The sequence below is a fragment of the Pseudoroseicyclus sp. H15 genome (assembly GCF_054353345.1).
The window spans coordinates 463,083-480,508 of record NZ_JBTHJE010000002.1; the positions used below are offsets into that span (position 1 = coordinate 463,083).

At 69.7% G+C, this 17,426-nt stretch carries 18 protein-coding genes; 7 read left to right on the top strand and 11 right to left on the bottom strand.

Translation table 11 applies throughout. From position 1 onward, the window contains the following. The first annotated feature begins 425 nt into the window (after positions 1 to 425). Positions 426 to 1,550 carry a pyridoxal phosphate-dependent aminotransferase gene (locus ACXN5S_RS06095; protein ID WP_458604512.1) on the top strand — a complete coding sequence of 375 codons (1,125 nt, stop codon included), beginning with the start codon at positions 426 to 428 and terminating at the stop codon, positions 1,548 to 1,550. Positions 1,551 to 1,684: 134 nt separating this feature from the next. On the opposite strand, the gene ACXN5S_RS06100 is transcribed toward ACXN5S_RS06095, so the two are convergent. Further along, positions 1,685 to 2,854 carry a pyridoxal-phosphate-dependent aminotransferase family protein gene (locus ACXN5S_RS06100; protein WP_458604513.1) on the bottom strand — a complete coding sequence of 390 codons (1,170 nt, stop codon included), beginning with the start codon at positions 2,852 to 2,854 and terminating at the stop codon, positions 1,685 to 1,687. Positions 2,855 to 3,011: 157 nt separating this feature from the next. On the opposite strand from ACXN5S_RS06100, the gene ACXN5S_RS06105 reads away from it, so the two are divergent. The 3 genes from ACXN5S_RS06105 to ygfZ are packed head-to-tail and all read left to right on the top strand — an operon-like array spanning position 3,012 to position 6,219. After that, positions 3,012 to 3,698, top strand: a complete 687-nt coding sequence (locus ACXN5S_RS06105; RefSeq protein ID WP_458604514.1) for a phosphatase domain-containing protein — start codon at positions 3,012 to 3,014, stop codon at positions 3,696 to 3,698. Continuing rightward, on the top strand, positions 3,695 to 5,491 hold the full coding sequence (locus ACXN5S_RS06110) for an ABC transporter ATP-binding protein (RefSeq protein ID WP_458604515.1): 1,797 nt from the start codon (positions 3,695 to 3,697) through the stop codon (positions 5,489 to 5,491). The genes ACXN5S_RS06105 and ACXN5S_RS06110 overlap by 4 nt, the downstream gene beginning before the upstream one ends. Beyond that, complete coding sequence (gene ygfZ, locus ACXN5S_RS06115) at positions 5,488 to 6,219, top strand: CAF17-like 4Fe-4S cluster assembly/insertion protein YgfZ (RefSeq protein ID WP_458604516.1); 732 nt, start codon at positions 5,488 to 5,490, stop codon at positions 6,217 to 6,219. Before ACXN5S_RS06110 ends, ygfZ begins: the two co-directional genes overlap by 4 nt. 52 nt (positions 6,220 to 6,271) lie before the next feature. On the opposite strand, the gene ACXN5S_RS06120 is transcribed toward ygfZ, so the two are convergent. Beyond that, on the bottom strand, positions 6,272 to 6,739 hold the full coding sequence (locus tag ACXN5S_RS06120) for a DUF1772 domain-containing protein (RefSeq protein ID WP_458604517.1): 468 nt from the start codon (positions 6,737 to 6,739) through the stop codon (positions 6,272 to 6,274). Further along, positions 6,736 to 7,209, bottom strand: a complete 474-nt coding sequence (locus tag ACXN5S_RS06125) for a hypothetical protein (RefSeq protein ID WP_458604518.1) — start codon at positions 7,207 to 7,209, stop codon at positions 6,736 to 6,738. Before ACXN5S_RS06125 ends, ACXN5S_RS06120 begins: the two co-directional genes overlap by 4 nt. Positions 7,210 to 7,287: 78 nt before the next feature. Between ACXN5S_RS06125 and ACXN5S_RS06130 the strand changes: the two genes are divergently transcribed. Further along, on the top strand, positions 7,288 to 7,746 hold the full coding sequence (locus ACXN5S_RS06130; RefSeq protein ID WP_458604519.1) for a MarR family winged helix-turn-helix transcriptional regulator: 459 nt from the start codon (positions 7,288 to 7,290) through the stop codon (positions 7,744 to 7,746). A 21-nt stretch (positions 7,747 to 7,767) separates the two neighbouring features. Here ACXN5S_RS06130 and ACXN5S_RS06135 read toward each other — a convergent pair whose 3' ends face one another. Next, positions 7,768 to 8,556: an inositol monophosphatase family protein gene (locus ACXN5S_RS06135; protein ID WP_458604520.1), complete on the bottom strand. Its 789-nt coding sequence runs from the start codon at positions 8,554 to 8,556 to the stop codon at positions 7,768 to 7,770. Between the two features lie 375 nt (positions 8,557 to 8,931). Between ACXN5S_RS06135 and ACXN5S_RS06140 the strand changes: the two genes are divergently transcribed. Together ACXN5S_RS06140 and ACXN5S_RS06145 are read left to right on the top strand one after the other, a co-directional pair. Beyond that, complete coding sequence (locus ACXN5S_RS06140; protein WP_458604521.1) at positions 8,932 to 9,258, top strand: DUF6280 family protein; 327 nt, start codon at positions 8,932 to 8,934, stop codon at positions 9,256 to 9,258. 148 nt (positions 9,259 to 9,406) lie between these two features. Next, the gene (locus ACXN5S_RS06145) at positions 9,407 to 10,861 is read left to right on the top strand and encodes a cobyric acid synthase (RefSeq protein ID WP_458604522.1); all 1,455 of its coding nucleotides are present in this window, start codon (positions 9,407 to 9,409) and stop codon (positions 10,859 to 10,861) included. Positions 10,862 to 11,114: 253 nt separating this feature from the next. Here the strand turns inward: ACXN5S_RS06145 and ACXN5S_RS06150 are convergent, their stop codons facing one another. From ACXN5S_RS06150 to argC, 7 genes are all read right to left on the bottom strand, one after another. Continuing rightward, a complete protein-coding gene (locus ACXN5S_RS06150) occupies positions 11,115 to 11,885 on the bottom strand; it encodes an enoyl-CoA hydratase-related protein (protein WP_458604523.1) in 771 nt (256 codons plus the stop codon). A 48-nt stretch (positions 11,886 to 11,933) separates the two neighbouring features. Continuing rightward, positions 11,934 to 12,383, bottom strand: a complete 450-nt coding sequence (locus ACXN5S_RS06155) for a cytochrome c-type biogenesis protein (RefSeq protein WP_458604524.1) — start codon at positions 12,381 to 12,383, stop codon at positions 11,934 to 11,936. Next, positions 12,380 to 14,341, bottom strand: a complete 1,962-nt coding sequence (locus ACXN5S_RS06160; RefSeq protein WP_458604525.1) for a heme lyase CcmF/NrfE family subunit — start codon at positions 14,339 to 14,341, stop codon at positions 12,380 to 12,382. The genes ACXN5S_RS06155 and ACXN5S_RS06160 overlap by 4 nt, the downstream gene beginning before the upstream one ends. A gap of 319 nt (positions 14,342 to 14,660) precedes the next feature. Further along, positions 14,661 to 15,230: a holin family protein gene (locus ACXN5S_RS06165; RefSeq protein WP_458604526.1), complete on the bottom strand. Its 570-nt coding sequence runs from the start codon at positions 15,228 to 15,230 to the stop codon at positions 14,661 to 14,663. Beyond that, on the bottom strand, positions 15,221 to 15,832 hold the full coding sequence (locus tag ACXN5S_RS06170) for a holin-associated N-acetylmuramidase (RefSeq protein WP_458604527.1): 612 nt from the start codon (positions 15,830 to 15,832) through the stop codon (positions 15,221 to 15,223). The genes ACXN5S_RS06165 and ACXN5S_RS06170 overlap by 10 nt, the downstream gene beginning before the upstream one ends. Positions 15,833 to 15,912: 80 nt before the next feature. Next, complete coding sequence (ccmE, locus tag ACXN5S_RS06175) at positions 15,913 to 16,365, bottom strand: cytochrome c maturation protein CcmE (RefSeq protein WP_458604528.1); 453 nt, start codon at positions 16,363 to 16,365, stop codon at positions 15,913 to 15,915. Positions 16,366 to 16,375: 10 nt separating this feature from the next. Beyond that, positions 16,376 to 17,404, bottom strand: a complete 1,029-nt coding sequence (argC, locus tag ACXN5S_RS06180; protein WP_458604529.1) for an N-acetyl-gamma-glutamyl-phosphate reductase — start codon at positions 17,402 to 17,404, stop codon at positions 16,376 to 16,378. Between the last annotated feature and the right edge of the window lie 22 nt (positions 17,405 to 17,426).

The window sequence follows — 17,426 nt, forward strand, 5'->3', positions numbered from 1 at the left end:
TCGCTCTGGCCAGCCCTTTGCGATTCGCTGGGCGGGAGGTTGCCGGGGATGGCATGGATTTGGGCGGTCGGAGATGGCTGCGAAGCCGGCTCAGGGGGCGCTGAATTCCCAGCACTACATCTCCGCTCCTCCCTCGCACGGAGTCAAGCCGAAGGCGCCGGGCGAGCGCCTCCCCGTCCCGGCGGGCTGGCGCTCTGGTGAAGGCGCCGCTGAGCTCGCCGCGGGGAGGGGTGTGGCGGGCATAAAGCGCAATAGCGGGAATTGAGCAGCGCCACCCCACGGGCAGACGCTCGCCCGTCGCAGAACCGTTGGCACCCGGAACCTGGGCTGCCGGGTTCAAACCTCTGTCCTTTACGAAAGCCGCGCTCGCCGGCCCCAGCCCAATCCCATTGCCCCCGCCTGCCCCAGCCGCTTATCTCGCCCCCATGCCCGACGATCCGCGCCTCGCCCCGCTCGCCGCCGCCCTGCCCGCCACGGTGCCCTTCACTGGCCCGGAGGCGCTGGAGCGGCAGCGCGGCGCGCCCTTCCGTGCCCGCCTCGGCGCGAACGAGAGCGTCTTCGGCCCCTCGCCCAAGGCCATCGCGGCGATGGAGGCGGCGGCGCGAGAGATCTGGAAATACGGCGATAGCGCCAGCCACGATCTGCGCAACGCCCTGGCCGCCCATCACGGCATCGGGCCGGAGAACATCGTCATCGGCGCCGGCATCGACGGCCTCCTCGGCTCGACGGTGCGCCTGTTCCTGGCGCCCGGCGAGATCGCCGTGTCGTCCATCGGCTCCTACCCGACCTTCGACTACCACGTCGCAGGTTTCGGCGGACGGGCCGAGAAGGTGCCGTTCAAGGACGACCATGAAGACCCCGATGCACTCATCGCCCGGGCGCGGGAGGCGGGCGCCAAGCTCATCTACATCTCGAACCCCGACAACCCGATGGGCAGCTGGCACTCCGGCGCGCGGATTGCTGAAATGGTCGAGCAGGTGCCCGAGGGCGCCCTGCTGATCCTCGACGAGGCCTATGTGGAATTCGCCCCTGACGGCACCGCCGCCGAGGTCTCCGTCGACGACCCGCGCGTGCTGCGCTTCCGCACCTTCTCCAAGGCGCACGGGATGGCCGGGGCGCGGGTGGGTTATGCGATGGGGCCGGCGGCGATGATCGCCGCTTTCGACAAGGTGCGCGACCACTTCGGTCTGTCGCGCGCCAGCCAGGCCGGGGCGCTGGCTGCGCTGCAAGACGAGCTCTGGCTGACCCAGGTGCGCGGCGAGGTTGCGGCAGCGCGGGACCGCATCGCGACGATAGCCGAACAGAACGGTCTGTCTGCCCTGCCCTCCGCCACCAATTTCGTCACGGTCGATTGCGGCGGTGACGGCGAGCTCGCCAAGGCGGTGGTCGCCGAGCTGGCGGCGCGCGGCATCTTCATCCGCATGCCCTTCGCCGCCCCGCAGAACCGCTGCATCCGCATCTCCGCCGGCCGGCCGGAGGAGCTGGACCTGCTGGCGCAGACATTGCCCGAGGCTCTGGCGGCGGCGCGGGAGCACGTGGCAGGCAAGTGACCGGGGCCCCGAAGGGTGGGTTTTCAACCCACCACACCGCGCGGCGGCATGGGCGAGGAAATCGGAGCCAGCCGCGCATGGTGGGTTAAAAACCCACCCTACGGGGCGGCCTTCAGCCTGCCATTCCGATCCCCTCAGGCCCTCGCCACCACCTCCATCGCCGCATCCAGCCCGCCATCGCCATGCGGGATATCCAGCGCCTTCAGCCCGGCGCCAATGCAGCCGAGCACACCCAGCACCATATGGGCATTCACGTGCCCCATATGGCCGATGCGGAAGAAGCCGGCCGGGTTGTCGGCGCCAAGACCGATGCCCAGCGTCACGCCCGTCTTCTCCTCTACGAAGCGGCGCAGCGCCTGGCCATTCTCGCCGCCCGCCTCGACCGTGGTGACGCAGGCCGCCCGGTGACGCCGCTCCGGCACCGTGGGCCGCAGGTCGCCACCGATGTCCCAGGCTTCGAGCGCCGCCCAAACGGCCTGGCTCAGCGCCTCGTGGCGGCGCCAGACCTGCTCGAGCCCCTCTTCGAGGATCATGTCGAGCGCGGCGCGCAGGCCGTAGAGGTGGTGCGTGGGGGCCGTGCCGCCAAAGTTCTGGAAGAACACCTCGGGCGTGCCGCGATAGCGCCAGTCCCAGTACTGGCTGGCCGCGTCGCCGCGCTGCACCGCCTCGGCGCGCGGCCCGAAGAAGACGAAGCCCAGGCCCGGCGGCGTCATCAGCCCCTTCTGGCAGCCGGCCGTCACCACATCGGCGCCCCAGCCATCCATCTCGAACCGGTCGCAGCCGAGCGAGGCCATGCAATCGACCATCAGCAGCGCCTCGGAGCCTGCCGCGTCGATGGCTGCGCGCAGGGGGGCGATCTCGGTCTTCACACTGGTCGCCGTATCCACCTGGCAGACGAGCACCGCCTTGTAGGGGCCATTCGAACGCAGATGCGCCTCCAGCTGGTCCGCATCGGCCGGCTGGCCCCAGGGGAAGTGCAAATGCTCCACCACGGCGCCCAGCCGGGCCGCCTGCTCGCCCCAGCCGATGCCGAAGCGGCCGGTGGCCAGCACCAGCACCTTCTCGCCGGGTGCCACGACATTGGCGAGCGCGGCCTCCCAGGCCCCATGGCCATTGGCGGCATAGATGGCGACCTTGTGGCGCGTGCCTGCGATGCGGGCCAGATCGGGCTTCAGCCCCGCCACCATCTTGTGCAGCTCACCTTCGTAGATGTTGGGCGCGGCCATATGCATGGCGCGCAGCACCCTGTCCGGCATGACGGAGGGGCCGGGAATGGCGAGATAGGTGCGTCCGTTGGCAAGCATGAGCGAGGTCCGGTCTGGCTGAGGCCGGAACGGGGTAGACCGGCCCCGGGGAAGGGTCAATCGGCGCCGCCCGACCGGGGCGATGTGCCGCTCGCCGGGCGGGCCGCCGCGCCGCCGCCGCTTGCCCTGCCCGGCAAGTGCGGCTACGCCCCGGGCGATGGATAAAACGGCAGAGCCTACGGCCAACCCTGAGGCCGGCGCAGCAGACGTGGCGCCGCTGGTGCCGCATGTGCCCCAGCCCTTCGCGCCCAACTTCGCCGAGCGCTGGCACTACGCCATGGTCGACCATGCGATCCTGCGGAAGCACTGGCGCAACTTCAAGGAATTCGCCCCAGGCGCCTACCGCTCGAACCACCCCACGGTAGCGCGGCTGGCGGAGTACAAGGCGGCGGGCATCCGCTCGGTCCTGTGCCTGCGCGGCGCGCCGCCGAGCCCGGCCTTCCGCATCGAGGCCGCCGCCTGCGCCGAGCTGGGGCTGACGCTCTGGACGACGCCGATGCAGGCCCGCCGCGCGCCGCCGGTGGAGGCGGTGCTGCGCACCTTCCAGATTTTCCGGAAGATCGAGAAGCCCTTCCTCATGCATTGCAAGAGCGGGGCCGACCGCGCCGGCTTTTCCTCGGCGCTCTACCTGCTGCATCTCGGCCGCCCGGTGGCGGAGGCGCAGGCGCAGCTGACATGGGATCACTGGCATATCCGCCGCGGCCCGACCGCGGTGCTCGATTGCATCCTCGACCTCTACGCCAAGGATGCCGACGAGATGGGGGCCGAGGAGTGGTTCGCCACCCGCTACGATCCCGAGGCGATACAGGCCGCCTTCGAGCGCGGCGAGCTGGCCTACAAGTGAGCGGGCCGGCCGCCAGCGAGCCGGGAACGCCCCGCCCCGAGGGGCGCGAAGAGGCTGGCGGGCGCTGGCTCTGGCGGATGAGCCTGCACCGGCACTGGAAGATGGCGGCGGTCGCGCTCGTGGCCATGGCGCTGGAGGGGGCGGCCCTCGGCGCGCTGGCCAAGCTCATCCAGCCGATGTTCGACCAGGTGCTCGTCGGCGGCAATGCCAGCGCGCTGGGGCTGGTGGCGGGCGGCGTCTTCGCCGTGTTCCTGCTGCGCGCCGCGGCGACGATGGTGCAGCGCCTTGCCATGACCGCCGTCTCGGAACGGGTGATGGCCGAGCTGCGCGAGAGCCTGTTCGCGCATCTGATGATGCTCGACCTCACCTTCCACCACGCCCATCCGCCCGGCAATCTGATCGAGCGCGTGCAGGGCGACATAGGCCAGCTCGGCACCTCCGTTCAGCAGCTCGCCACCGGGCTGGGGCGCGATGTGATCGCCGTGCTGGTGCTCTTCGGCGTGGCACTGACGGTGGACTGGCGCTGGACGGTCATCGCCCTCGCCGGCACCCCCCTTCTCGTACTCCCCGCCTTCTTCGCGCAATCCTACGTGCGCCGCCGGGTGCGGGAATCGCGCGAGGCGGCGGGGCGGATGTCGACAAGGCTCGACGAGGTGCTGCACGGTATCGCGCAGGTGAAGCTCGGCGGGCTGGAGGGCTACCAGATCGAGCGCTTCGCCCGCGCCAGCCGCGAGCGGGTCACCTCGGCGCTGCGGGCCGCCGGCGGCCAGGCAGCGATCCCTGGCCTGATCGACGTGATGAGCGGCGTCGGTTTTTTCCTGGTGCTGTGGTTCGCGGGGCGGCAGATCATCTCCGGCGAGCGCAGCGTCGGCGAGTTCATGGCCTTCTTCGCCGCCATCTCGCTGGCCTTCGAGCCGCTGCGCCGGCTCGGCAGCCTCTCCGGCCTCTGGCAGGCCGCCGGCGCCTCGATCGACCGGGTGCGCGGGCTCTTCGAGACAACGCCCGACATCGCCGACGCTCCGGCAGGCACCGCCGCCGCGCCGCGCGGCGAGCTGGGCGAGGCGCCGCAGATCCATTTCGATGACGTGCACCTCGCTTACGGCGACATGCCGGCGCTGGCCGGGCTGAGCTTCACTGCAGAGGCCGGCAAGACCACCGCGCTCGTCGGCGCCTCTGGCGCGGGCAAGAGCACCGTCTTCAACGTGCTCACCCGCCTCGCCGAGCCGCAGGCGGGCCAGGTCGCGCTCGGCGGCACCGATGTCGCCGCCCTGCCCCTCGCCGACCTCCGCCGACACTTCGCCGTGGTCACGCAGGAGGCCCTGCTCTTCGACGAGACCATCCGCGAGAACATCGCCCTCGGCCGCGACGTGGCGGAGGAGGAGATGACCCGCGTGCTGGAGGCGGCTCATGTCGCCGATTTCCTCCCCCGCCTCGCCGAGGGCCTGGACACGGTCGCCGGCCCCCGCGGCTCGGCCCTCTCGGGCGGGCAGCGCCAGCGCATCGCCATCGCCCGGGCGCTTCTGCGCGACGCACCGGTGCTGCTGCTCGACGAGGCCACCAGCGCGCTCGACACCGGCACCGAGGCCATCGTGCAGGCGGCGCTGGAGCGGCTGTCGGAGGGCCGCACCACGCTTGTGATCGCGCATCGCCTGTCTACTGTGCGGGGCGCCGACAAGATCGTCGTGCTCGATCAGGGCCGGGTGGTGGACGAAGGCACGCACGAGGCCCTCCTTGAACGCGGCGGCCTCTATGCCGACCTCTATGCCATGCAGTTCTCGGAAGGCCGATCATGAGACAGATCCTCAGCCTCACCGGCGAAGACCGGCAGGATTTCCTGCAGGGCCTGGTGACCAATGATGTGCGCAAGCTTGGCGACGCCGGCATCCTCTACACGGCGCTGCTCACCCCACAGGGCAAGCTGATCGCCGATTTCTTCCTCGTGGCCCATGGCGACGAGATCTTGATCGACGTGGATGCCGAGCTGGCAGGCACGCTGTTCCAGCGCCTGTCGATGTACCGCCTGCGTTCCAAGGTGAGCATCGCCGAGAGCCCGCTGCAGGTCTATCGCAGCACCGGCGAGGCGCCCGAAGGCGCCCTGCCCGACCCGCGCCACCCGGCGCTCGGCTGGCGGCTCTATGGCGAGAAGGCCGGCGATGACGGTACGGACTGGGAGGCGCTGCGCGTGGCCAATCTGGTGCCCGAAAGCGGCGTCGAGCTGACGGGCGACACCTTCATTCTGGAGACCGGGTTCGAGCGGCTGAACGGCGTCGACTTCCGCAAGGGCTGCTATGTCGGCCAGGAGGTGACGGCGCGGATGAAGCACAAGACCGAGCTGCGCAAAGGCCTGGCCCGCGTCACGGTGGAGGGCGACGCTGCCCCCGGCGACGAGATCACCGCCGAGGGTAAGCCGGCCGGCGTGCTGCACAGCCGCGCCGGCAACGAGGCCATCGCCTATCTGCGCTTCGACCGGGCTGCCGGCGAGATGCGCGCCGGCGAGGCGGTGGTGCGTCGGGTCGACTAGGCCCGCGGGGCGGGCGGACGCCCTGATTGGGCGAACGCCAGCTTCTGGTTGGCTACCCCGCAGACCTCCCTGCTCCGCGGATCGTGGCGTGCAACGCGAAACCGCTGGCAATGAGCCCCAGCACGATGCGCAGCACGTGCAGCTGCAGCCACGTCCTCAGCGCCGCCGGCACCTCCTCCGGCAACACCGCGCCGGAGGCGAAGGCGGCATTGGCCGGCAGGTGGTGCACCCCCGTGACCACCCCGAGCCCGACCATCGCCACCAGCGCGGTGATCCACGCCCAGCGGGACTGTCTGTCCCACCGCGCGATCCAGAGGGAGCCGACGAGCCCGATCAGGGCGGGGCCGGCCACCACGGGGATGGTCCGCGAGATGAAGCCGTTGTTCGCCGCGAACCAGGTGAGGAAGGCCTCCGGCGACAGGCTCGTCCAGTAGCCGCCGAAGGCGAGGCCGATGCAAATCATCGTGCCGACGAAGGCCGCCGAGCCGAGGACCGCGAGGTAGGCAAACAGCGCCCTCATGCCGCGGCCCTCCGCGCGGTCCTCTCCAGCCGCCGTCCGCGCATCCGCAGGCCCGTGCGCATGTTGAGCCCGAGGAGGACGATGTTCGTCGCCCCGGCCACCAGCTCGACCAGCTGGACCGTGGTGAAGGTGGCGTCAAAGCTCCCGGCATTCGCCTTCCAGCCGAGGAAGATCGCCGAGGGCACGAGCACCAGCAGCCCGATCCCGGCCGCGAACTTCATCCGCGTCCGCTTCGCCTCGACCTCCGGCGCCCGGGAGCGGCCGGCGAGTTTGAAGCCGCTGGCCCCTGCCCCCGCCAGCGCGATGACCAGAACGGGCAGCGCGAAGAGGATGGCGGTGCGGACCGAGACCATCCCGTCATGGCCGAGGAATAGCTCGGCAATGGTCGTCGAAAGCCAGAAGCTGAGGATGGTCAGAAGCGCGATCGAGGAGGAGACCGCGTGAAGCGTGACGAGACGTGAGCGTGGCATGGCGTAATCCTTTGCATAGCTTGCTATACAAACGCAGGTAGCATTGCATTGCGTGCTATGCAAGTGTACCTGCCACGCATGACCACGCCTCCCAGCTCCTTCGACCGCACCCGCTCCGCCGGTTACCTCGCGAACCACATGGCGCGACTCTTCGCGCAGCGCCTGCATGAGCGCATCCGGCCGCTCGGCCTCGCGCCGGCGCAGTTCATGAGCCTGCTGGAGCTGTGGGAAAAGGACGGTCTGACCCAGCGCGAGCTGGTCGAGCAGCTCGATGTCGAGCAGGCCACCATGGCCAACACCCTCTCGCGCATGGAGCGTGACGGCCTCATCGAGCGCCGCGCCCACGAGAGCGACGCCCGCGCGAAGCGCATCCACCTGACCGACCGCGCCCGCGCCCTCCGCGAGCCCGCCGAGGCCGCCGCCCGCGAGGTCAACGCGCTGGCGCTGGGGAAAATGAGCGCTGAGGAGCGCGATCAGTTTGTCGGTTGGATCCACCGCGCCATCGCGGGGCTGCAGGACGGGGAAGAGGCCGGCTAGAGGCGCCGGAAGCTCCGGGCGTCAGACGAGGAAGTCGAACCGCTCCGCCACCGTCTCCCATGCGGCCTGCGAGCCGGCCGCGAGCAGCACGCCTTTGCGGCGGCCGATGTCATACTCTCCACCGTCGAGAAAGCGGGCCACGCCCCCGGCCCGCTCAGCCGCCAGCACGCCGGCGGCATGGTCCCACGGATGCGGCACGGGGCCCGAGAGCACGAAATCGACATGCCCCTGCGCCAGCATCCGGTATTCATGCGCCGAGCAGCGCAAGGTCTGCACCCGGTTGAACGTGGCATGCTCCTGCGCGATGCGCCCGCGCAAAGGCTTGGGGTAGAGCCCCATCGGCACGTAGCCCGTCATGCGGGCCTTGCGGTCTTCCTTCGAGGTCGCCAGCCGGTGCCGCCGCTCGGCAGAGACGAACTCCGCCGGCCCGCCTTCGGTGGCTTCGATCCAGTCGTCGAGCAGCGGGTCGTAGAGCAGCCCGTAGACAGGCCGCCCTGCCCGCGCGACTGCGATGATCACACCGAAGAGCGCCAGCCCCTTGGCGAAGTTCCAGGTGCCATCGACGGGATCGACGATCACCACCGGCCCGTCGCCACCCATCTCGGCCCGAAGCGTCTTGTCGGCGGCCACGCCCTCTTCGCCGATCACCCGCGCCTCGGGCCAGGCGGCAGTGACAAGCTCGGCAATCATCGCCTCGGCGCCGGTATCGGCGAGGGTGACCAGATCACTCGGGCCGTGTTTGGTGGAGACATCGCCTTCGCCAAGGGCGCGGAAGCGCGGCAGGATCTCCGCCCGGGCCGCCTGGCGCATTGCAGAGATCAAAAGCGCGCGCTGCGCGGCATCAGGAGCACCGCTCATCACGAAAAAGCCACATCCCGCCCGGAAAGATCACCCTTCTTTACCGATTGTTCAGACATGCCGCGCCACTCTTCCCTCAAAGACCAACTACTTACAGGCCGCTTGCAGAAGTGCGGCTCTCAATCGCCCAAACCTTGTCGAAAGCTGGGCCGACCCTATATGTCGCGTTGGGCCCGGCGCAACCCTCGCAAATACAGCAGAGCGCGCGCCCCAGCCATGCACAGCGCGCATGACTGGCATTCCTAATTCGGGGACCCCGAATCGCTGTTGTATGCGCATATTCGCCGGCACGCCGACAGCAAGAGCAAAAAGACCAAAGGACGGAAGATGAGAGATTTCGTGGACGGCACCGCCTACAACAACGAGCAAGGCAATCGCGCGCGCAAGCTTTTTGCTGCCGTTGTGCTTGCGGCGCTGGACGATGCCATCGCCGATGACAAAAAATACGGCAACGGGCCCGAGCAGATTGCCCGCTGGGCGCGCTCTCGCGACGGCCGCGAAGTGCTGACCTGCGCCGGGATCGACCCCAACGAGCGCGTGGTCAACGGGCTGATGGAATTCGTCGGCAAGGGGGTTCGCACCTCTGTCGCCCTCTCCCGCGAGGAGAGCGAGCGTCGCCAGGCCGCAGAGCAGGAAGCGATGCGCGCCGCCTGAGAGGATCCTCCCGCCTCAGCGGGGTGATCGAACGGGATGATCAGAAAAGACCTGCCGTGCTGCCACGGCAGGTCTTTTCTGTTGCCTGACGGCGCTTGGTCGCTGGGGCCCCTTCCCCCGCGCGCGTGCCATCCCTAAAGCTCATGCGATGACACGCGCGATCATGATCCAAGGGGCCGGTTCGAATGTCGGCAAGTCGCTCCTCGTGGCGGGGCTCTGCCGCGTGGCGAGGGCGCGGGGCCTGAACGTCGCGCCGTTCAAGCCGCAGAACATGAGCAACAACGCCGCCGTCACCGCCGATGGCGGCGAGATCGGCCGCGCCCAGGCCCTGCAGGCCCGCGCCGCGGGGCTTGAGCCGCTGACGGCGATGAATCCCGTGCTGCTGAAGCCCGAGACGGACACCGGCGCGCAGGTCGTCGTGCGCGGCCAGCGGCGCGCCACGCTGAAGGCCCGCGACTACGGCAAGATGAAGGGCGAGCTGCTGCCAGAGGTGCTGGCCGCCTTCCGGGAGCTCGGTGAGGGGCGAGACCTCGTCATTGTAGAGGGCGCGGGCAGCCCGGCAGAGGTGAACCTGCGCGCCGGCGACATCGCCAATATGGGCTTCGCCGAGGCCGCCGGTGTGCCCGTAGTGCTGGTCGGAGATATCGAGCGCGGCGGGGTGATCGCGCAGCTCGTGGGGACGCACGCGGTGCTGCCGGAGGAGGACCGCGCGCTCATCAAAGGCTTTGCGATCAACAAGTTCCGTGGCGATCCTCAGCTTTTCGATGAAGGGATGAAGATCATCGCCGAGCGCACCGGTTGGCTGCCTCTGGGCATCCTCCCGCACTTCGGCGCCGCGGCGAAGCTGCCGGCGGAGGACGTGATCGATCTCGCCCGCCCGCTCGCCCGCGGCGGCGCCCTGAAGGTCGCCGTGCCCCGCCTGCCGCGCATCGCGAATTTCGACGATCTCGATCCGCTCGCGGCCGAGCCGGGTGTCGAGCTCACGCTGGTCTCGCCCGGAGAGCCGCTGCCCGGCGATGCGGCGCTGGTGCTGATCCCCGGGAGCAAGAGCACGCTGAGCGACCTCGCCACCTTCCGCGCCGAGGGCTGGGATATCGACCTCGCCGCGCATGTGCGGCGCGGCGGCCATGTGCTGGGGCTCTGCGGTGGCTATCAGATGCTCGGGCGCACCATCGCCGACCCTGAGGGCATCGAGGGCCCGCCGGGGAGCGTGGAGGGTCTGGGGCTGCTCGACGTTGCCACGGTGATGCGCCCCGAGAAGCGGCTGACCCGCGTGACGGGTGAAGACGTGGAGAGCGGCGCGGCGCTGGAGGGCTACGAGATCCATATCGGCGCGACGGAAGGGCCGGATGCCGCCCGCCCCTGGTTGCGCGTGGAAGGCGCGGCGGAGGGCGCCGCCAGCCCCGACGGGCGGGTGCGGGGCAGCTACCTGCACGGGATCTTCACGTCGGACGCCTTCCGCGCGGCATATCTGGCGCGCCTTGGGGCGCCGTCGCTGCCGGGGTTCGATGATGGGGTGGAGGCGGCGCTCGATGCGCTGGCGGCCCATATCGAGGAGCATCTGGATGTGGAAGCGTTGTTCGGTTTGGCTGGGGAGGTCTGAGGCGGGACAATGGCTTGGTCACTTGCCCGCCTGCCAATGACGATCGTTCGCAGCTCTTTCCCCTGTCCGGGATAAAGGCCTTCAGCCCGCCGCGCGAGCGCCGGCCCGTCCGGGCGGGCTGGCGCTCAGGTAAAGCCTATGCCTGGCCAGCCGCTGGGAGGGGTGTGGCAGGCATAAAGCGCTGTAGTGCTGCAGTCAGAGCGTCATCCCACAGCTCGGCAAGGCGGACCGCAGCCCAAATCCCCGCGCCGTTCTACCGCCCCATGAACCGCGGCGCGCGCTTCTCCAGAAACGCCGCTACGCCCTCAGCGAAATCCTCCGTCCCCGCACATTCCGCCTGCAACCGCGCCTCCAGCGCCAGCTGCTCGACCAGCCCCTGCTCGGCGCTGGCGCGCAGGGCCTGCTTTACCCGCGCGAGAGCGACTGGCGGGCCGCCAGCGAGGCGGGCGGCGCGGGCCTGCCAGTGGGCGGCGAAGGCTGCATCCTCCACCGCCTCGAAGATCATGCCCATCCGCGCCGCCTCTGGCGCACTGACTGGCTCGCCGAAGAGCATCTGACCCATGGCCTGCGCCTGCCCCACCAGCCGCGGCAGGATCCAGGTGCCGCCGGCATCGGGGATCAGCCCGATCCGGGTGAAGCTCTGCGCGAAGACCGCACTCTCTGCGGCGATGACCACGTCACAGGCTAGCGCCAGATTGGCGCCTGCGCCGACCGCCGGGCCGTTCACCGCGGCGATCACCGGCACCGGCGCCTCCACGATAGCCATCAACAGCGGCACGTATTCCTCAGCGAGGATGCGCTCCACCTCCGTCGGGCCAAGCCCCTGCCCGTCGCCCAGATCCTGGCCGGAGCAGAAGGCCCGGCCCTCACCCGTCAGCACGATCACCCGCGCCTCGCCGGGCGCCAGCGCCTCGCGCAGCTCGGCCCGCATGGGGGCGGAAAGCGCGTTCATCACCTCGGGCCGGGCCAGCGTGATCACGCGCACGCCGGCCTCTTCGGTGACCTTTATCGTTTGATAATCCATGCGCTCAGCCTCGCCGCCCCGGCCCGTTCAGGGAAGCGGGACATTGCGTCACTCGCGCATGAGTTCGGCGAGCCGGGCCTCTTCGCTCTCGCTCAGCGCCTCCGCCTCGGGCGCCCCGGCGCGGCGGCGGATGGTGACGAAGCCGATGCCCCCGGCGGCCAGCAGCATCAGCGGGCCGCCGAGCCAGAGCACCAGATTGGCGCCCGAATTGTCCGGCCGAAGCAGAACGTATTCACCGAAGCGGTCGGTGATGAAGCGCACGACCTCCTCGTCGCTGTCGCCCGCCACCAGCCGCTCTCGCACGATCAGACGCAGCGTGCGGGCGATGTCGGCGTTGCTCTCGTCGATGCTCTCGTTGCGGCAGACCGGGCAGCGCAGCCCGGCGGAGATGTCGCGCGCCCGCGCCTCAAGCACGGGATCGTCGAGGATCTCGTCGGGCTGCACCGCCGCCGCGGGCAGCGGCAGCAGCAGCATGAGCGCCAGCAGCAGCCGCTTCATTCCGCCGGCACTCCGGCGGCCGGGCGCTGCCTGCGCGCACCGGCGGCCACGCGCAGGCGGCGGTCGGTGAGCGAGAGCAGCCCGCCGAGCGCCATCAGCGCGGCACCAGCCCAGATCCACCCCGCGAAGGGTTTGACATAGGCGCGCACGGCATAGCCGCCGCCTGTCTGCGGGTCGCCGAGGACGAGGTAGACATCGCGGAAGAGACCGTTGTCGATGCCCGCCTCCGTCGTCGGCATGCCGGCGACGGGATAGAAGCGCTTCTCGGGGTGCAGATGGGTGACCAGCCGGTCACCGCGCCGCACCTCCATATCCGCCATGGTGGTGAAGTAGTTGGGGCCGCGGGTTTCCTCGACACTGGCGAGCGTCACCTCATAGGCGCCGATCTCCATGGTCTCGCCGATCTGCATCACGCGGATATCTTCCAGCGTGCCGGCGGAGAGGAGCGCGATGCCGAGGATGGTGACGCCAAGGCCGCCATGCGCCACACCGCGCCCCCAATCGGCGCGCGGCAGACGGCGCAGGCGATCGAACTTGCGCCCGGCGCGAAGCCAAAGGTCGATGCAGGCACCGAAGAGCACGAAGGCGCCGATGGCGGCAGAGAGCGCACCCAGGGCCGAGCGGCCGGTGCCGATGGCATAGACGAGCGCCCCTAGGGCGACGGCGAGGATGAGCGCCGGTGCCATGTCGCGCCCGGCGCGGGCGATGTTGCCGCGCTTCCAGGCCAGGACGGAGCCGATGGGCAGGACGAGCGCGAGCAGAAGGAAGAGCGGCACGAAGGCGGCGTTGAAGAACGGCGCCCCAACGGAGAGGACCCGGCCCAGCACCATCTCGGCGAAGAGGGGCCAGAGCGTGCCAAGGAAGACGATGAAGGCCGAGACGGCGAGCAGAACATTGTTCACGACCAGCGCGCTCTCGCGGCTGACGAGGCCGAAGACGCCCTTGGCCTGCATGGCGCTGGCGCGCACGGCATAGAGCGTGAGGCCGCCGCCCACGAAGAGCGCCAGCAGCACGAGGATCGCCACGCCCCGCGTCGGGTCGGAGGCGAAGGCGTGGACAGAGGTGATGACGCCCGAGCGCACGATGAAGGTGCCAAGAAGCGAGAAGCCGAAGGCGAGGATGGCGAGCAGGATCGTCCAGCTCTTCAGCGCCTCGCGCTTCTCCGCCACGATGGCCGAGTGCAGCAGCGCCCCGGCGATGAGCCACGGCATGAAAGAGGCGTTCTCGACAGGGTCCCAGAACCAGAAGCCGCCCCAGCCGAGCTCGTAATAGGCCCACCAGGAGCCGAGCGCGATGCCGATGGTCAGGAAGATCCAGGCCGCCAGCGTCCACGGCCGCACCCAGCGGGCCCAGGCAGCGTCGACCTTACCCTCGATCAGGGCGGCGATGGCGAAGGAGAAGGCCATCGAGAGGCCGACATAGCCGAGGTAGAGAAACGGCGGATGGAAGGCGAGGCCCGGGTCTTGCAGCAGCGGGTTGAGGTCGCCGCCGTCGAAAGGCGGGTTGGCGAGCCGCGCGAAGGGGTTCGAGGTGAAGAGCAGGAAGGCCGCGAAGGCGAGCCCGATCGAGCCCTGCACCGAGAGCACCAGCGCCTTCAGGCGCAGCGGCAGGTTGCCGCCAAAGGCCGCGGCGGCGGCGCCGAAGAGGGCGAGGATGAGCAGCCAGAGCAGCATCGAGCCCTCGTGGTTGCCCCAGGTGCCGGCGAACTTGTAGAGCAGCGGTTTGGCGGAATGGGAGTTCTCGGCGACGATGGCGAGCGAGAAATCCGAGGTCAGGAAGGCATGCACGAGCGCCGCGAAGGCGAGCCCCGTGACGAGGAATTGCGCCAGCGCCGCAGGGCCGGCGAACGCCATCCACCCCTCCCATCGCTTCGCCCAGCCCACGAAGGGGATGACGGTTTGCAGGGCCGCCACGATGAGGGCGAGGATGAGGGCGAAATGTCCGAGCTCGGCTGTCATGGGGCGGTTATAGGCCGCGGCGGGCGATGCGCCAATGGCCGGCGGTGCGGCGGATTGGCGGGCGGGATCACGATGTGGAGGGGTTGGGTGGGAGGTGCGGCGCCTTCGGCCCGACTACGCCCTGTCCGCAACAGGCGCCGTCCTCGCACGCCGGCTCGTGGGGTGGCGCCCCAACGGCGCCGCTACTGCACTTTATGCCAGCCACACGCCTCCCTGCGGCGCGCTGTGCACTTAATTCAGCAGAGCGCCGGCCCGCGGGGCCGGGCCGGCGGTCGCGCGGCGGCCTGACGGCCTCGATTCCGCGCGAGGGAAACAGCGGCTACGGCGCACCGGATAGCTGCGACGCGACCGCACCGTACTGCTGCCGCCACTCTTCCAGCGCTGCGTTCTGCGCCGTTTCCACAGGCTCCCCACGCTCCGCCACGCCCGGCGACACCGGGCCCGGTGCAGCCACACTCGCCGCCCCGCTCGCCGCCAGGCTCCCCACGACTGCGCGCTGAAAGCTCTGCGCCGTCGTCTGGTAGCGCGCGCCGAAGTAGAAGCTCACGATCGCCCCCATCAGCCACCAAAGAGGCTCCGGCACCGCCGCCAGCCCGCCCATCCGGGCGGCGAACCATTCCGGCGCGGCCATGGCCGAGACGAGCATCCCGATGGTGCCGAAGGCCAGCAGCGGGCGCGGCAGGCGGTTCAGCCCGTCGACCGCCCGGTCGAAGACGCCCCGCCGCTCCACCGCGAACTCCGCCGCGAATTGCTCCAGCGCCGCGGTCCGCCCCGCCGCCGCCCGTGCATCGGCGTTCTCCGCGTTCACACGGAACACCTCCGCCGTCTCGCGGATCACATTGGGCCCGGCGCCCACCAGTGGCGCCACGAGGTTGCCGATCACGCCCATGCCGCCACCCTCGCGCGGTGCTCCGCGTCACTGAGGTGAAAGCGCGGAGACAGGAACGCCTCCGCCCGGGTGATCCAGCCGCCCTTCCCGCCATCGCGCCGCCGCGCATATTTGCGGCTCGCCGGGCGACTGTCGGCCAGAGCGTAGTAGTAGTTGCGGCGGGCAATCGCGTAGGCATCGGCGAAGTGATGCGGCGCCGCCTCGTCCGCCCCGCGGGCCGCAGCGATGGTCTGCGGGCCGATCACGCCGTCGACCGCGCAGTCGATGCGCATGTCGCGGATCAGGCGCTGCAGGATACGCACCGCGTTGGCGCCCGCATTCACGTACATGTCGAAGACAGAGGGCTGTACCGCTTCGGGCAGCTCGGCGATGCGGGGGCGCTGGAAGTAGTGCTCGATGAAGATGTCGGTCGCCTGCGCACGGGTCAGGCGGCGCACATCGGCCTCGCTGACTCTTCCGTCGCCGGTGAGGTCCAGCCCGAGCCGCTGCATCGTGCCGAGGGTGACGCCGTATTTCGTCGCCCCGCCGGGATCGTCGGGATCGTTCACGAAGCCGCCCTCCCGGGCGACAATCTCTTCGGCAAGTGCTCTGACGCTCTGCATGCGGGCCCCCACTGGTTGCGGGGCCAAGGCTGGGCCAGCAGGGTTAACGCGGCGCTGCGGCACCGCGCCCCAGTCTCCGCCTAGCTCTCGGGTGAGACGTAGACGCCCTGCTCCTTGAGGCTGTCGATCACCTCGCGGGGCATGTAGTTTTCGTCATGTTTGGCAAGCACTTCAATGGCTTCGAAGGTGCCATTCACGTATCGCCCCTGCGCCACGACACCCTCGCCCTCGGCGAAGAGATCGGGCAGCACGCCCTCGTAGCGGGCCGGAATGCTGACCACGCCGTCGGTGATGACAAAATCCGTCATCGTGCCTTCACCGCGCCGCAGGCTGCCATCCTCGACCAGCCCGCCGATGCGGAACACCTCGTCCGGCGAGGGCGGCGCCTCAACCAGCTGGGCCGGCGAGCGGAAGTAGTTGATGCCGTCGCGCATGGCATAGCCGGCCAGCGCCGTGGCGCCGGCGAGGGCCACGAAGGTCACGGCGATGATCTGGATGCGCCGCCGCTTCTTGAGGCTCTTGAAGCCGCTCATCTCACCCTCCTCACGGGAACACCGGCGCCAGCATGAGGCCCGCCGTCTCGGGCAGGCCCAGCATCAGGTTGGCGTTCTGCAGGGCCTGGCCCGAGGAGCCCTTGCACAGGTTGTCGAGCGTCGCCGTCACCATCGCGTAGCCCGACACCCGGTCTGCCGCGACGCCGATATGGCAGAAGTTCGAGGCGGTCACATCGGCCATCTGCGGCATTTCGCCGAGCGGCAGAAGTTCGATGAAGGGCTCATCGGCATAGGCTTTGGCGAAGGTCTCGTGGATCGCCCCGGCCTCCCCTGAAACGTAGGCCGTCGCGAGGATGCCCCGGTTCACCGGCACGAGGCTGGGGGTGAAGCGGATCTTCACCTCGCGACCCGCAAGTTTGGTGAATTCCTGATCGAACTCGCCGAGATGCCGGTGCGTGCCGCCAAACGAATAGCTGGTCACGTTGGTCGAGCGCTCGGCGAACAGCATGTTCTCCTTCAGCGAGCGCCCAGCCCCGGTGATGCCGTTCTTCAGGTCACAGACGATGTCGTCCAGCCCGATCACCCCGGCGGAGATCAGCGGGCGCAGGGCGAATTGCACGGTCGCCGCATTACAGCCGGTGCCGGCCACCAGCCGGGCGCCGGCGATCTCATCGCGGTAGAATTCCGTCAGCCCGTAGACGGCAGAGGGCTGCAGCTCCGGCGCGTCATGCGGGCGCTTGTACCAGAATTCGTAATCGGCCGGGTCGCGCAGCCGGAAGTCGGCGCCAAGGTCGACGACCTTCACGCTCTCGGGCAGCGTTTTCACGATGGCCTGGGAAAGCCCGTGCGGCAGGGCGCAGAAGACCAGATCGACGGCGCCGAAATCCACCTCGTCCACCGTGGTGAGCATGGGCAGATCGAGATGGCGCAGATGCGGGAAGACGGCGCCCATGGGCTGGCCGGCCTTCCGGTCGGCCGTCAGCGCGGTGATCTTCAGGTCGGGATGGGTGGCGATGAGGCGCACAAGCTCGGCTCCGGTGTAACCGGATGCGCCAAGGATCGCGACAGAATGGGGCATGTGGTGCTCCTTCAGGAACGTC

What these genes read in the sequence shown, in the direction of transcription:
- ACXN5S_RS06170 (WP_458604527.1), bottom strand. Translation starts at nt 15,832, where the DNA reads ATGCAGAGCGTCAGAGCACTTGCCGAAGAGATTGTCGCCCGGGAGGGC.
- ccmE (WP_458604528.1), bottom strand. Translation starts at nt 16,365, where the DNA reads ATGAGCGGCTTCAAGAGCCTCAAGAAGCGGCGGCGCATCCAGATCATC.
- ACXN5S_RS06150 (WP_458604523.1), bottom strand. Translation starts at nt 11,885, where the DNA reads ATGGATTATCAAACGATAAAGGTCACCGAAGAGGCCGGCGTGCGCGTG.
- ACXN5S_RS06165 (WP_458604526.1), bottom strand. Translation starts at nt 15,230, where the DNA reads ATGGGCGTGATCGGCAACCTCGTGGCGCCACTGGTGGGCGCCGGGCCC.
- ACXN5S_RS06135 (WP_458604520.1), bottom strand. Translation starts at nt 8,556, where the DNA reads ATGCGCCAGGCGGCCCGGGCGGAGATCCTGCCGCGCTTCCGCGCCCTT.
- ygfZ (WP_458604516.1), top strand. Translation starts at nt 5,488, where the DNA reads ATGAGACAGATCCTCAGCCTCACCGGCGAAGACCGGCAGGATTTCCTG.
- ACXN5S_RS06120 (WP_458604517.1), bottom strand. Translation starts at nt 6,739, where the DNA reads ATGAGGGCGCTGTTTGCCTACCTCGCGGTCCTCGGCTCGGCGGCCTTC.
- ACXN5S_RS06100 (WP_458604513.1), bottom strand. Translation starts at nt 2,854, where the DNA reads ATGCTTGCCAACGGACGCACCTATCTCGCCATTCCCGGCCCCTCCGTC.
- ACXN5S_RS06160 (WP_458604525.1), bottom strand. Translation starts at nt 14,341, where the DNA reads ATGACAGCCGAGCTCGGACATTTCGCCCTCATCCTCGCCCTCATCGTG.
- ACXN5S_RS06155 (WP_458604524.1), bottom strand. Translation starts at nt 12,383, where the DNA reads ATGAAGCGGCTGCTGCTGGCGCTCATGCTGCTGCTGCCGCTGCCCGCG.
- ACXN5S_RS06125 (WP_458604518.1), bottom strand. Translation starts at nt 7,209, where the DNA reads ATGCCACGCTCACGTCTCGTCACGCTTCACGCGGTCTCCTCCTCGATC.
- ACXN5S_RS06140 (WP_458604521.1), top strand. Translation starts at nt 8,932, where the DNA reads ATGAGAGATTTCGTGGACGGCACCGCCTACAACAACGAGCAAGGCAAT.
- ACXN5S_RS06105 (WP_458604514.1), top strand. Translation starts at nt 3,012, where the DNA reads ATGGATAAAACGGCAGAGCCTACGGCCAACCCTGAGGCCGGCGCAGCA.
- argC (WP_458604529.1), bottom strand. Translation starts at nt 17,404, where the DNA reads ATGCCCCATTCTGTCGCGATCCTTGGCGCATCCGGTTACACCGGAGCC.
- ACXN5S_RS06130 (WP_458604519.1), top strand. Translation starts at nt 7,288, where the DNA reads ATGACCACGCCTCCCAGCTCCTTCGACCGCACCCGCTCCGCCGGTTAC.
- ACXN5S_RS06145 (WP_458604522.1), top strand. Translation starts at nt 9,407, where the DNA reads ATGACACGCGCGATCATGATCCAAGGGGCCGGTTCGAATGTCGGCAAG.
- ACXN5S_RS06095 (WP_458604512.1), top strand. Translation starts at nt 426, where the DNA reads ATGCCCGACGATCCGCGCCTCGCCCCGCTCGCCGCCGCCCTGCCCGCC.